At 49.9% G+C, this 12,687-nt stretch carries 14 protein-coding genes and 1 pseudogene; 6 read left to right on the forward strand and 9 right to left on the reverse strand.

The features are described from left to right. Positions 1-7 precede the first annotated feature (7 nt). The 3 genes from LPB400_RS06500 (at position 8) to LPB400_RS06510 (ending at position 2,414) form a co-directional block, all read left to right on the forward strand. The gene (locus tag LPB400_RS06500; RefSeq protein ID WP_219088493.1) at positions 8-451 is read left to right on the forward strand and encodes an META domain-containing protein; all 444 of its coding nucleotides are present in this window, start codon (positions 8-10) and stop codon (positions 449-451) included. A 98-nt stretch (positions 452-549) separates the two neighbouring features. Beyond that, positions 550-1,329, forward strand: coding sequence for a ferredoxin--NADP reductase (locus LPB400_RS06505; protein ID WP_219088495.1), 780 nt, complete (start codon positions 550-552; stop codon positions 1,327-1,329). Positions 1,330-1,406: 77 nt separating this feature from the next. Then, the gene (locus LPB400_RS06510; protein ID WP_219088497.1) at positions 1,407-2,414 is read left to right on the forward strand and encodes an adenosine deaminase; all 1,008 of its coding nucleotides are present in this window, start codon (positions 1,407-1,409) and stop codon (positions 2,412-2,414) included. A gap of 54 nt (positions 2,415-2,468) precedes the next feature. Here LPB400_RS06510 and LPB400_RS06515 read toward each other — a convergent pair whose 3' ends face one another. Then, positions 2,469-2,948 (reverse strand): DUF302 domain-containing protein, encoded by a 480-nt coding sequence (locus LPB400_RS06515; RefSeq protein WP_003680761.1) that lies wholly within the window; start codon positions 2,946-2,948, stop codon positions 2,469-2,471. Between the two features lie 131 nt (positions 2,949-3,079). Continuing rightward, positions 3,080-4,132 carry a biotin synthase BioB gene (gene bioB / locus LPB400_RS06520; protein WP_070461800.1) on the reverse strand — a complete coding sequence of 351 codons (1,053 nt, stop codon included), beginning with the start codon at positions 4,130-4,132 and terminating at the stop codon, positions 3,080-3,082. Between the two features lie 217 nt (positions 4,133-4,349). Here bioB and miaA point away from each other — a divergent pair, with 217 nt between their 5' ends. The 3 genes from miaA to hpnC are packed head-to-tail and all read left to right on the forward strand — an operon-like array spanning position 4,350 to position 6,887. Next, positions 4,350-5,291, forward strand: coding sequence for a tRNA (adenosine(37)-N6)-dimethylallyltransferase MiaA (gene miaA / locus LPB400_RS06525; protein WP_070461802.1), 942 nt, complete (start codon positions 4,350-4,352; stop codon positions 5,289-5,291). A gap of 3 nt (positions 5,292-5,294) precedes the next feature. Beyond that, positions 5,295-6,017, forward strand: a complete 723-nt coding sequence (gene tadA, locus LPB400_RS06530) for a tRNA adenosine(34) deaminase TadA (protein WP_070461804.1) — start codon at positions 5,295-5,297, stop codon at positions 6,015-6,017. Between the two features lie 54 nt (positions 6,018-6,071). Next, positions 6,072-6,887, forward strand: a complete 816-nt coding sequence (hpnC, locus tag LPB400_RS06535; RefSeq protein WP_070461806.1) for a squalene synthase HpnC — start codon at positions 6,072-6,074, stop codon at positions 6,885-6,887. Between the two features lie 48 nt (positions 6,888-6,935). Here the strand turns inward: hpnC and htpX are convergent, their stop codons facing one another. The 7 genes and pseudogenes from htpX to LPB400_RS06570 all read right to left on the reverse strand — a co-directional run bounded on the left by htpX (position 6,936) and on the right by LPB400_RS06570 (position 12,663). Then, positions 6,936-7,775, reverse strand: coding sequence for a protease HtpX (gene htpX / locus LPB400_RS06540; RefSeq protein ID WP_070585716.1), 840 nt, complete (start codon positions 7,773-7,775; stop codon positions 6,936-6,938). A 191-nt stretch (positions 7,776-7,966) separates the two neighbouring features. After that, complete coding sequence (hemF, locus tag LPB400_RS06545) at positions 7,967-8,875, reverse strand: oxygen-dependent coproporphyrinogen oxidase (protein ID WP_063075822.1); 909 nt, start codon at positions 8,873-8,875, stop codon at positions 7,967-7,969. Between the two features lie 184 nt (positions 8,876-9,059). Next, positions 9,060-9,443 carry a hypothetical protein gene (locus tag LPB400_RS06550; protein ID WP_070461810.1) on the reverse strand — a complete coding sequence of 128 codons (384 nt, stop codon included), beginning with the start codon at positions 9,441-9,443 and terminating at the stop codon, positions 9,060-9,062. Between the two features lie 4 nt (positions 9,444-9,447). Then, a pseudogene (locus tag LPB400_RS11150) lies at positions 9,448-9,543 on the reverse strand (deaminase domain-containing protein); the annotation flags it as partial. Between the two features lie 29 nt (positions 9,544-9,572). Then, positions 9,573-10,106 (reverse strand): C40 family peptidase, encoded by a 534-nt coding sequence (locus LPB400_RS06560; protein ID WP_003746505.1) that lies wholly within the window; start codon positions 10,104-10,106, stop codon positions 9,573-9,575. Positions 10,107-10,149: 43 nt separating this feature from the next. Continuing rightward, positions 10,150-11,673 (reverse strand): phospholipase D family protein, encoded by a 1,524-nt coding sequence (locus tag LPB400_RS06565; protein WP_219088499.1) that lies wholly within the window; start codon positions 11,671-11,673, stop codon positions 10,150-10,152. 78 nt (positions 11,674-11,751) lie between these two features. Then, positions 11,752-12,663: a peptidoglycan DD-metalloendopeptidase family protein gene (locus tag LPB400_RS06570; protein WP_219088502.1), complete on the reverse strand. Its 912-nt coding sequence runs from the start codon at positions 12,661-12,663 to the stop codon at positions 11,752-11,754. Positions 12,664-12,687 lie beyond the last annotated feature (24 nt).

Raw genomic sequence — 12,687 nt, forward strand, 5'->3', positions numbered from 1 at the left:
AATGGATATGAAAACATTATTCGGTGCATTGATGAGTATGGTAGTTTTAGCAGCTTGTACATCTCCTTCAGCATCTCAGCCTGAACAAGCCTCTAAAGTGCAGGTGCAAACTCAACAAACGGCGCAACCTACTCTAGCCGCCAAATGGCGTGTTGTCGCTTTCAATAAATTCACTGAAAAAGATTTGGCCGGTACTGATGCCTATCTGGATTTGAGCGAGATGCCTAAGGCGTATGGCAAGATGGGGTGTAACGGTATGATGTTTCAAGCCAATACGATTGGTTCGGACAAAATTGATTTTGGCCATATTGCGGTAAGCATGATGCTGTGTGAAGACATGAAGCTGGAAAATGCGTTTTTGCGCAAACAAAGAGTGTGGAACTATCGTTTTGACGGTAACGATTTGATTTTGGAACAAAAAGGCATCAGTATCCGTTTGCGCCGTGAATAATCTTAAAGGCCGTCTGAAAATAAATATTTCAGACGGCCTTTTGAATCTTTATAATAAGCCCTATTTGAAACTGATACCGAATATCAAGGAAACCTATTATGGCAGCTTCTCCAGAAGCCAAGTTTACCGAAGAAAAAGTCTTGTGGATCAAACACCATACGCCTAAGCTGATGACTTTTGCCGTCAGCCGCCCTGAGTCCTACCGTTTTTCGGCAGGGCAGTTTTCGCGCCTTGGTTTCCGTGACGGCGAGGGCTTTATTTGGCGCGCGTATTCTGTCGTGTCTGCCGAATACGCCGATACGCTTGAGTATTTCGCGGTGTTAATCGAAGGCGGCCCGATGTCGGCGCGTTTTGCTGCGATGAAAGAGGGCGACACTATTTTATTGGATAAAACGGCTACCGGTTTCCTCTTGCCCGAGCGTTTCCCTGACGGCAAAGATTTGGTCATGCTCTGCACGGGTTCCGGCATTGCGCCTTTCCTCTCCATTATTGAGCAGCCTGAAATTTGGCAGCGTTTCGACCGTTTGGTTTTGGCGCATTCCGTCTCTTATGCCGACGAGTTGATTTTCAATCAGCGCCTTGCCGATTTGAAAGAGCATCCGCTGATTGAAGAATATTTCCATAAATTCACTTTTGTTCCGGTTACCACGCGTGAGGAAACGGAAGGCGCATTGAGCGGCAAACGGATTCCCGAATTGCTGAAGAATGGCGGCTTGGAAGATAAAGTCGGCTTCAAGTTCACCAAGGCCGATACGCGTTTTATGGTTTGCGGCAATCCGGCAATGGTCAAAGACACTTTCCAAGCCCTGATGGATTTGGGCTACGCCATGCACCGCAACCGTATCCCCGGAGAAATCATGATGGAAAATGGTTTTTAACAGATAAATGGTCAAAGGCCGTCTGAAAGTTTCAGACGGCCTTCAATATTAAATATAGACCGAAAATCAGAGAAAATATGAATATCAAACAAATTATCCAAGCCCTGCCCAAAGCCGAGCTGCACGTCCATATCGAAGGGACGTTCGAGCCGGAATTAATGTTTGAAATCGCTAAGCGCAACCATATAGCGATTCCTTATGAAAATGTCGATGCGGTACGGCAGGCTTATGATTTTCACAATTTACAGTCGTTTTTGGATATTTATTATGCCAGTGCCGGCGTATTGTTGCACGAGGCGGATTTTTACGATTTGACCCGCGCGTATCTTGAGCGTTGCCGTGAAGACAATGTCGTGCATACGGAAATATTTTTCGATCCGCAAACCCATACTGCGCGGGGTGTGGCGTTTGAAACCGTGATTAACGGCATTGTCCGCGCCTGTCATGAAGCCGGACAGCAATGGGGTATAAGTACGCGTTTGATTATGTGTTTCCTGCGCCATTTGTCGGAAGAAAGCGCATTTGAAACCTTAAATCAGGCTTTGCCTTATAAAGAACACATCATTGGCGTAGGCTTGGATTCGAGCGAATTGGGGCATCCGCCGTCTAAGTTTGAGCGCGTGTTTGCGCAGGCGCAGGCGGAGGGTTTGTTGACGGTGGCACATGCTGGAGAAGAAGGCCCGCCCGAATATGTTTATGAGGCTTTGGACTTGCTGCATGTCCGCCGTATCGATCATGGCGTACGGGCGGAAGAAGATGAGGCGTTGATGGCGCGTTTGATTAAAGAACAAATGCCCTTGAGCGTTTGTCCATTGAGCAATTTGAAATTAAAAGTGTTCCCTGAAATGGCGAAACACAATTTGCGCCGTATGTTGCAACGTGGCGTCTTGGTAACCGTCAATTCCGATGATCCGGCATATTTCGGCGGCTATATGAACCGCAATTTTGAAGCGCTTGCCGAGGCTTTAGATTTGAGTGCGGAAGAAATCAAAACCTTGTGCACCAATTCGTTCCGCGCTTCGTTTTTGAGCGAGGAGGAAAAGGAAGAGTGGATACGGAAGATTGAAGGTTTTGATGCTGAATAACGATAAAAGGCCGTCTGAAAAAGTTTTAGACGGCCTTTTATGTCGGCGACGGGCTTATTCGCCTACGGTTTTTTGTATCAGTTTTTCGGCGTTTGCCAAAGTGTTTGCCACTTCGTCAAAACCGATGCGGCTGCCGGCGATGAGGGCGCGCGTATCGGTATAGGCGGCGCGTACTTTGCCGTCCGTTTCGGTAACGAGGACGCGCAGGGGCAGTTGCAGGGCGAAGGCGGGGTCTTTGACCATCAGCGGCGTGCCGGCTTTGGGCGTGCCGAAGACGATGACTTTTGCCGGCTGCATCGTTAAGCCGTTTCGGCGGGCGGCTTCCTGATGGTCAATGACGGCAAAAATGTCCATTCCTTTGCTTTTTATGGCGGTTTCAAGGCGGCTGACGGTTTCGTCAAAGCTGTATTTTGAGGTGAGGGTATGCGTGGTCATAGCGGTTTCGTTTTGGGTGGACGGTTCGCCGGTAGGATGTGCCGAAGCGGTTGAAATGCAGAGTGCGGATGCGGCAATCAGGGGGAGTATGTGTTTCATCGTATTTCCTTATCGGTTTGTTTATCAGGCTTCGGACGGGGCGGCACGCGCCGCGCCTGATGTTGCGCCGCGTGCAGGAGTGCCGTATGCCGTCTGAAAGCCTGTCCTTTCAGACGGCATTATGATGGCGGTTAATAGTCGACTTTGATTTTGGGTGTTTCCTGCGCGGCTTTGTATTCTTCTTCCAATTCAAAGCGCAGCGGATACAAATTCAATTTTTCCATCAGCAGGCGGTCGCCGTCTTCGTCCGGATTGCCCGTAGTCAGCAGCTTGTCGCCGTAGAAAATCGAGTTTGCGCCAGCCATGAAACACATGGCCTGCATGGATTCCGGCATATTGCTGCGGCCTGCGGACAGGCGGACGTAGCTCTCGGGCATGGTAATGCGCGCCACAGCGATGGTGCGGACAAATTCCGTCCAGTCCAAATCTTCGGCATCGGCCAGCGGTGTGCCTTCTACTTTAACCAACTGGTTAATCGGCACGCTTTCGGGCTGCGGGTCGAGGTTGGCAAGGCTGGCAATCAGGCCGGCGCGTTCGGCGCGGGTTTCGTTCATGCCGACGATGCCGCCGCAGCAGACTTTCAAACCGGCATTGCGGACTTTGCCCAAAGTATCCATGCGGTCTTCGTGTTTGCGGGTGTGGATGATGTCGTTGTAGCGTTCGGGGTCGGTGTCGAGGTTGTGGTTGTAGTAGTCCAGACCGGCTTTTTTGAAGTCTTCCGCCATGCCGTCTTCGAGCATGCCGAAGGTGCCGCACACTTCCATGCCCAAGCCTTTCACCGCGCTGATGATTTCGGAAACGACAGCCACGTCTTTGGGTTTGGGGCCGCGCCATGCCGCTCCCATGCAGAAACGGCTGGCGCCGCGCGATTGGGCAATTTTGGCTTTTTCGACGATTTCGTCCACATCCATCATCTGCTCTTTGCCCAGATTGGTGTTGTGGTGTGCCGATTGCGGGCAGTAGGCGCAGTCTTCGGGGCAACCGCCGGTTTTGATGGAGAGCAGGGTGGAAAGTTGGATTTCGCGCGGGTTGAAGTTTTGGCGGTGGATTTCGGCGGCTTGGAAAACGAGGTCGAGGAAAGGCAGTCCAAACAAAGCCTCGACATCGCATTTTTTCCAATAACGCGCAGTCGGATGCGGCTTGCGCTCGGTTTGACGGCGCAAGGCTACGGGAGATACGGTCATAGTGTGTTCTTTCGTGTTTACAGCGACGCAGTGTCGCTGACGGCTTGACTGCCGGCGCAATGACGGCAGCAGCAGGTTTGAAATCAATATAAAAGGCCGTCTGAAACGGCGCAGCAAGTGTAACGCTTTTGATAATGTAGAGCAAATGTTTCAGACGGCCTGAAATATGGTTTGCCCGGGTTTGCTATAATCGCATTTTTAATTTTTCCGTTTTCTTATGAACGCGCCCAAAGCCTTCGCCGTACTCGGCCCGACCGCCGGCGGTAAAACCGCACTGGCCTTAAATATTGCCCAATCGCTGCCGGTGGAAATCATCAGTTTGGATTCCGCACTGGTGTATCGCGGCATGGACATCGGTACGGCCAAGCCGACTGCCGAAGAGCTTGCCGCCGTACCGCATCATTTGATTGATATTATTTCGCCGCTGGAAAGTTACAGTGCGGCAGATTTTGTCGGCGACTGCGTGCGCTTGGTGAACGAAATACATGCGCGCGGTCGCTATCCGCTGATTGTCGGCGGTACGATGATGTATTTCCACGCGCTGACGGAAGGTTTGAACGACTTACCTAGCGCGGATGCGGCAGTGCGCGCACAGCTTCAGGCAGAAAAAAACGAACACGGTCTGGCAGGCCTATATCGCCGTTTGCAGGAAGTTGACCCGATTACAGCAGGCCGTCTGAAAGCCAATGACAGTCAGCGTATTGAGCGCGCTTTGGAAGTCTATCTTCTGACCAGCAAGCCTTTGAGCGAACATTTCACAGAGCAGAAGCAGGCTGCGCCCTTATTGGATTTATGCACGGTTGCCCTGATTCCCGAAGACCGCCATTTGTTACACCAGCAAATCGAAAAACGCTTTTTAAATATGCTGGAACACGGTTTCCTCGATGAAATGCACGCCTTACGCCGCGATTATCCGCAGCTGCATGCCGATATGCCGTCTATGCGCTGCGTGGGCTACCGTCAGGCTTGGGATTATCTCGAAGGCGAAACCGATTATGTTACCTTTGTCGAAAAAGGCATTGTCGCCACGCGCCAGCTTGCCAAACGCCAGTTGACCTGGTTGCGGAAAATTCCTTTGGCGCACACGTTAGATCCTTACTCAGACAGCGATTATGTTCAGACGGCCTTAGCCTTGGCGCGTCAGCATTTTCAGGAATAATCCATGCTGACCACGCCACCACTTGCCCCTAAAACATTGACCGCGCTAAAAGAATTGGGTGTTTGTACGCTGGAAGATTTACAGGAAATCGGCGCAGTCCGCACATTTCTATTGCTGAAAGCGTCGGGTTTGACCGTAACCAAAAGCACCTTGTGGCAACTGGCTGCGCTGGTTTCAGGTGTAGATGTCCGGCATATTTCCGAGGAGAGAAAGACGGAGCTGGGCGAGGCCTTGAAAAACCATCCGCCTGTTGCCGTTTTCCCTTCGCAAAACGATATGGAAACCTTTATGCGGCTGGCGATAGAACAGGCCAGACAATCGGCGGCCTTGGGCGAGATACCAGTTGGCGCGCTCATCGTATATCAAGGTAAGGCAATCGCAGCGGCACACAATACCTGCATTGGCGACCACAATGTCAGCCACCACGCCGAAATTAATGCGCTTGCCGCCGCAGGTAAGGCCTTGCAAAACTATCGCTTGGCAGACTGCGACGTGTATATCACATTAGAGCCTTGCTCCATGTGCGCATCTGCCTTGATACAGGCGCGGGTCGGGCGCGTGATTTATGGTGCGGCCGAAGCCAAAACCGGTGCGGCAGGCAGCGTGGTCGATTTGTTTGCCGACAAACGTCTGAACAAGCATACCGCAATTTTGGGCGGCATATTGGCAGAAGAATGCCAAAGCGTATTGCAGGATTTCTTTGCGGCCAAACGTAAGGCCGTCTGAATTTCAGACGGCCTGTCAGCAAAAACACTTTATTTTAAATTTTCGGATTTCCCCATGTCAGTCAATCATTACGAAAACTTCCCAGTCGGCTCTATTGTGCTGCCGCGCCGTTTGCGCAAGCCGGTTCACGCCGTTTACGCTTTTGCGCGGACGGCGGACGATATTGCCGACGAAGGCAATGCCGAAGCAGTCGAACGCCTGCGCCAACTGGACAAACTGAAGGCAGAGTTAGACCGCATTGCAAAAGGAGGGGAACCGCAAACGGCATTGATGCAGCGTTTATATAACGAAGCGATTGTGCCGTTTCAATTACCGTTGCAGCCGTTTTATGATTTGCTGGCGGCGTTCAGTCAGGATGTAGTCAAAACCCGTTATGAAAACTTTGGCGAATTGATTGCCTATTGCCGCTTGTCCGCCAATCCGGTGGGGCGCATTATGCTGCATTTGTACGGGCAAACCGATGAAGTGAGCATGGCGCAAAGCGACGGCATTTGCATTGCCTTGCAGCTGATTAATTTCTGGCAGGACGTGGCGGTAGATTGGCAGAAAGGGCGCGTGTACATCCCTCAGGAAGATTTGCGGAAGTTCAAAGTCAGTGAAGGGCAGATTGCGGCCGGCAAAGCCGACTTCGCCTTTCAACGATTGATGGCGCACGAGTGCCAACGTGCTTTTCAAATGCTGAAGGCAGGCTCGCCGTTGGGCAAAACCCTCAAAGGGCGAATCGGTTTTGAGCTGCGCATGATTATTGTCGGCGGCCAGTTGATTTTGCAGAAGCTGGACGGTTGCAAATATGACGTGTTTAACCAGCGGCCGCTGTTGGATAAGAAAGACTGGATGATTATCATCAAACGGGCTTTGATGAAGAAATAAAAAAAGGCCGTCTGAAATGGATGTTTCAGACGGCCTTGATGTTTTCGATTAGCGGTTTTTCAAACGGTTGATGCGGTTGTCCAAAGAAGGATGGGTACTGAACCAAGAGTCTTTGGATTCGCTGGCAATGCCCATTGCGGTCATGGTTTGCGGCAGATCGCTGGTGCTGCCTTTTAAGCGTTGCAGGGCGGCAATCATTTTCGGCGCGCCCACCAGTTTTGCAGCGCCCGCATCGGCGCGGTATTCGCGTTGGCGGCTGAACCACATCACAATGATGCTGGCGAGGAAGCCGAATACGATCTGCAATACCATGCTGACCATAAAATATGTACCTTGCGAAGTGCTGCCGTCATTGTTGCGCGCCACCATGCTGGAAACGATACGCGCCAAGAAGACGACGAAAGTATTCACAATACCTTGAATCAGCGTCAGCGTTACCATATCGCCGTTGCCGACGTGCGCCATTTCATGCGCCAAAACGGCTTCGACTTCATCGCGGGTCATGTGGTCGAGCAGGCCGGTGCTGACGGCGACGAGCGAGCTGTTTTTAGTCGCGCCGGTTGCAAAGGCGTTAGGCTCTGGAGAGTCGTAAATGGCTACTTCCGGTGTTTTCAGATTCCATTGGCGGGCTTGCGCTTCAACAGTTGCCAACAGCCAAGCTTCTTCTTCGCTTTGGGGCTGGTCGATGACGACGGCGCCGACCGAATGTTTGGCGATGGTTTTCGACATCAGCAGGGAGACAATCGAGCCGCTGAAGCCGACGACTGCGGAATAAGCCAACAGGCTGCCGACTTGGTCGGTACTGTTGATGCCCAAGATGGCCAAAATAACACGGATGACAACCAGAACTGCGATATTGGTTGCGATAAATAAGAAAATGCGTTTCACCGATTATTCCTTTTTAGTGTGGTTTGTGAGGTGATTTTTATATGGGCGCATTGTCTCAAAAACTCTATAGAGATGAAACAGCGCAATAGGCAAAGGTATGCAAATTCAAAGCAATTGAAGCAAAGGCCGTCTGAAAAAGCAGGATTTATGATTAAAAACAGCTTTTCAGACGGCCTGATTGCAAACAGATATTATTTTCCGAATTCCTGCAGCCAGTCTCGCGCTACCAAAAATTGATTTAATGCGGCTTCTGGAGAACCTTCTTCCGGCGCATATTGATACTCGAAGCGTACTAAAGGCGGCATGGACATCAAAATGCTTTCCGTACGACCGCCGCTTTGCAGGCCAAACAGCGTGCCTCTGTCCCAAACCAAGTTAAATTCCACATAGCGTCCGCGACGGTAGAGTTGGAAATCTCGTTCACGTTCTCCATAAGGCGTATTTTTGCGTTTGGCCACAATCGGTAGATACGCTGCGATATAGCCTTCCCCGACTGCCTTGATAAAATTCAAGCAGGTATCGAAATCCCAGCGGTTTAAATCGTCAAAAAACAGGCCGCCCACGCCGCGTGTTTCGTTACGGTGTTTCAAATAGAAATATTCGTCACACCATTGTTTGAATTCAGGATAAACCGATTCTCCAAATGGCGCGCATACGTCCCGAGTCACTGTGTGCCAATGCACGATATCTTCTTCAAAAGGATAAAACGGCGTCAAATCAAAGCCGCCGCCAAACCACCAAACCGGCTCGGCATTTTCAGGGTAGGCAATAAAAAAGCGCACATTGGCATGGCTGGTCGGAACATAAGGATTTTTCGGATGAATGACCAGCGACACGCCCATGGCTTCAAACGCCGCGCCTGCCAATTCCGGACGATGGGCCGTAGCAGAAGCCGGCATTTTTGTTCCCTTTACATGCGAAAAATTCACACCGGCCTGCTCGAATACTGCGCCGTTTTTCAATACACGGGTTTCGCCGATACCCAGCTTCCCAGTCCATACTTCATGCACAAATTTGGCTTCGCCATCTTCTTGCTCCAGCGCGGCGCAGATTTGGTTTTGCAGTGTTTTGAGGAGGGTTAGAACGGATTCTGTGTGCATGATATATCCTTGATGGTTTCGTATTTGTAAAATGACAGGGCGGAAGATGATTTAAGTTGTTGAAACTAATTGTTATTTTTCTGTTTCTTTATTATGGGTAAATTTTTGCATGGGCGTATCTTGCAATCAAGCGTTACTCATCGGCAATAGATTGAAAGGTATTACGGGGTTAAAAATACAGTTGCTACTCTTGCTGCATGATATTGGCAAGATTTAATTTAAATGTTTGTTGAATCTTGTTTACATCCTTAGCAAAAATATGATAGTCACTCGAAGAATAGATAGATTTTATTCTATCCAAATTAGTTTGTTGATAACATTTTTTCATTTCCGCGATGAAAAAATTATCTTTTCCTCTTTCATTGAGACAGTTATTTTCTAACAGATAGATTGCCCATGCTGTAAAAATAAATATACTATCTTCCGGATATTCAGATAAATAAATTTCGAATTCAATTATAGAATATTCAGCTGCTTCAATTAATGTTATATCTAAATCTCTGACAAATTTTTCCGTTATATTTTTAAATAATTTCTTGAATTCTATATAATTTTTTATTTTTTCCATGATTCTATTTTCCTGTAAAAATATTTAATTGAATATTTGGATAGCGATTTCTAAACTCTAAAATAACATTGCTGCAAGATTGACAGGCCTTTAATGATGATATTGCGATACCTTTCAGACGGCCTTGATTTATTCAGTAAAAAAAGTATGTGCGCCCAAATAGTTTTTTGCGTAGAACGGAGTGGAAAGTTTTTCGGTTTTGATGGTTTTACCGCTGCTGGGGGCGTGAATAAATTCGCCGTTGCCGATGTAGAGGCCGACATGGGAATATGTGTGTGCACCGCCGGTATTGAAAAAGACAAGATCGCCGGCTTTCAATTTGCCGTCGGGAATTTTCCGGCTGGCTGCGGCCATATCGCGTGCGGTGCGTGGCAGATTGACGTTGAGGGCGTTTTTATAGACGTATTGGATCATGCCGCTGCAGTCAAAGCCTGTGGCTGTGGTGCTGCCGCCCCATTTGTAGGGTGTGCCGATCAGGCCTAGGCTGTGAAGCATCAATTCCTGCGAACCTTGGGTGTGGTCGATATGGGAAATACGGACAGGTTGGACCGTTCTGGCGGTTGTTTGCGGCTTGTGGGATTTATGCTTGCCAGTGGTGCCGCAGGAGGCCAACAATAGGCCGGTGGTACAAACAAATAGGGTTTTGCAGATGAGTCGAGACATGGTGAATTCCTCCGGCCGCATGATTTTTGTTTTCAGACGGCCTCTATAATAATCCTTCTATGGGCAGAATGGACAGGATTTTTGAAGTCATCCGTTTCCAGAACTTGGCTTCGGGCTCGTGTGCGTAAGTTCGTTTTTCGCTCGGGTCATACCAGTATAGTTTATTGTAATTGCCAAGCGTTACCTGATAGGCGTAGCTTGGGGTGGTCGTTACGAGGGTGCGCTGCATTTGGCCTGCGATTTCGGGGCTTTCGATGACGACACCCATTTCGGTATTGAGGCGTGCGGAGCGTGGGTCGAGGTTGAATGAGCCGATGAAAATGCGTTTCTCGTCCACGATGAATGTTTTGGCGTGCAAGCTGGTGGCGGAGCTACCGGTCAAGCCGCGGTCTTTGGAGGTCGGAACGGCGTGGTTGGGCTGGAGCTCGTAAAGTTTGACCCCGGCTTTAAGCAAGGGCTTGCGGTATTTGACGTAGCCGGAATGGACGGCGGCAACGTCGGTCGCCTGGAGGGAATTGGTCAGGACGGTAACGTCCACGCCGTTGTGTATCAGCTTTTCTATGGCTTTGACACCTGATTTTGTGGGTACAAAATAGGGCGAGACAAGGTAAACGCTTTTTTCGGGTTGCTTGAGGGCGTCTTGTAGGCGTTCGGAAATAGGCGGTTTATGCCGGTCGCGGTCTAAGCCTTTGGCCGGATCGTCGCTGATTAAACGTGTGCTGACGCTTTGCCACTCTATAAGGTTGCTCTGCATTTTTTGATAGAGGCTGGAGTGTTCGATGCTTTGGCGATAGCGGATGAGCGTTTGATTTTTATCTTGGTCGGTGTAATTAAGTTCGGCCAGTCCTTTTTGCAGGTTTCCCCGTTTGATGACGCTGGTCGCATTATAGGCGGAATGGCTTGCCCAATAGCGGTCGAAGTCTTGGGAAACTTCGGTTACTACGCGGCCTGTGGCGAGGATATCGAGGTCGGCAAAGATGGTATCGTCGTTAACCTTAAAATATTCGTCGCCGATATTGCGGCCGCCTAAAATGGTGGCACGGTTGTCGGCGGTAAACGATTTATTGTGCATTCGGCGGTTAAGTCGCGGAAAGTCGGCAATATAGCCGAGTGCACGCCATTTTCTGAAAATAAAGGGATTAAACAGACGGACTTCGATATTGGGATGATTGTCGAGTGCCAGCAGGAGATCATCCATGCCGTTGGTGTTGTTGTCGTCCAGAAGCAAACGCACACGGACGCCGCGCTCGGCCGCGCGATGAATCAGGTTGAACAGAAGCTTGCCGGAGATGTCGTTGTGCCAGATATAGTACTGCAAATCGAGGGTGTGGTCGGCGGATTCAATCAGGGCGGCACGGGCAACAAAGGCTTCGTGGGCATCGTTCAGCAGATAGATATGGGAAACATCGGTCTTGGAGGATGTAGAAGGAATGCCTAATGCGCTATCCAGCCGCGGGGTTGCAGGTATGTCAAGATAACTGCTTTGAGTGCGTTCGTCCAATGAGGGCAAAAACGCGGCGCAACCGCCCAATAGCAGGGTATAAAGAAAGGGAAGATGAAATTTCATGGGAAACCGGTACAAACAATCCCTGCCTAAATGACATTTAGGCAGGGATTGAAGTGAAATTAGGTTGCTTGAATCAGCTTAGAAGGCAACATAATTTGCCGGATTGACCGGTTTGCCGTTTTGACGGATCTCAAAGTGCAACTGGGTACGAGATGCGTCGGTATTACCCATGTGCGCAATGGTTTGACCGCGTTTAACGGTTTGGTTTTCATTAACCAGCAGGCGTTGGTTGTGACCGTATGCGCTCAAGAATGAGGAGTTGTGTTGGATGATGACCAAGTTGCCGTAACCGCGCAAGCCTGAGCCTGCGTAAACGACTTTACCGTCTGCCGCTGCAACAACCGGCTGACCTTGCGTACCGGCGATATCCACACCTTTGTTGCTGCCGCCGAAGTTGGCGATAACGTTACCGGTAGTCGGACGCTGCCATGTGATGCCACTGACGTTACGGCTGCTGCCGGTAGATACGGTTGGTGTATTGGCAGGAGTGCTTGGGGTTGGAGCAGTGGTTGTCGTTGTTGGAGTAGAAGGTTTGCTTGCAGAAGCTGCAGGTGCAACGTAGCCCTCAGGTTTCACGCGCAGGGTTTGACCAATGCTGATGGTGTTGTCGGCCAAGTTATTCCATGCACGCAGGTTATCTTGGGTAATGTTGTAGCGTTTGGAGATGTTGTAAACGGTATCACCACGAACAACAGTATGTGTCGCTGCATTAATATCAACAGGCGCGTAAGAAGGCGTGTAAGTGCCGGTGCTGCCGCTGTTGTACGTTGGAGCAGGTGTACTTACCGGCGGAGTGTATGGCGCATCTGCCGCTGGGCTGGTGTTGGTATTGTAAGGCGCTGCACCGTAAGGATTGTCAGCGGTAGAGCTTGTTGTTGAACTACCGCTTTGTGTGCCGACGACTACAGGAGCCGGTTGTTGGCTGGCACAGGCTGCAAGTAATAAAACCAAAGCTGCCGATCCGGCATAAGATACACTTTTTTTCAACATGTTAATGACTTTCGTATTCGGGTA

It is taken from the genome of Neisseria perflava, assembly GCF_019334725.1.
Lineage (GTDB): Bacteria > Pseudomonadota > Gammaproteobacteria > Burkholderiales > Neisseriaceae > Neisseria > Neisseria subflava_A.

Bases quoted from the DNA above. Each gene is read 5' to 3' on its own strand.
- LPB400_RS06500 (WP_219088493.1), top strand. From the start codon at position 8: ATGAAAACATTATTCGGTGCATTGATGAGTATGGTAGTTTTAGCAGCT.
- LPB400_RS06505 (WP_219088495.1), top strand. From the start codon at position 550: ATGGCAGCTTCTCCAGAAGCCAAGTTTACCGAAGAAAAAGTCTTGTGG.
- LPB400_RS06510 (WP_219088497.1), top strand. From the start codon at position 1,407: ATGAATATCAAACAAATTATCCAAGCCCTGCCCAAAGCCGAGCTGCAC.
- LPB400_RS06515 (WP_003680761.1), bottom strand. From the start codon at position 2,948: ATGAAACACATACTCCCCCTGATTGCCGCATCCGCACTCTGCATTTCA.
- bioB (WP_070461800.1), bottom strand. From the start codon at position 4,132: ATGACCGTATCTCCCGTAGCCTTGCGCCGTCAAACCGAGCGCAAGCCG.
- miaA (WP_070461802.1), top strand. From the start codon at position 4,350: ATGAACGCGCCCAAAGCCTTCGCCGTACTCGGCCCGACCGCCGGCGGT.
- tadA (WP_070461804.1), top strand. From the start codon at position 5,295: ATGCTGACCACGCCACCACTTGCCCCTAAAACATTGACCGCGCTAAAA.
- hpnC (WP_070461806.1), top strand. From the start codon at position 6,072: ATGTCAGTCAATCATTACGAAAACTTCCCAGTCGGCTCTATTGTGCTG.
- hemF (WP_063075822.1), bottom strand. From the start codon at position 8,875: ATGCACACAGAATCCGTTCTAACCCTCCTCAAAACACTGCAAAACCAA.
- LPB400_RS06550 (WP_070461810.1), bottom strand. From the start codon at position 9,443: ATGGAAAAAATAAAAAATTATATAGAATTCAAGAAATTATTTAAAAAT.
- LPB400_RS06560 (WP_003746505.1), bottom strand. From the start codon at position 10,106: ATGTCTCGACTCATCTGCAAAACCCTATTTGTTTGTACCACCGGCCTA.
- LPB400_RS06565 (WP_219088499.1), bottom strand. From the start codon at position 11,673: ATGAAATTTCATCTTCCCTTTCTTTATACCCTGCTATTGGGCGGTTGC.
- LPB400_RS06570 (WP_219088502.1), bottom strand. From the start codon at position 12,663: ATGTTGAAAAAAAGTGTATCTTATGCCGGATCGGCAGCTTTGGTTTTA.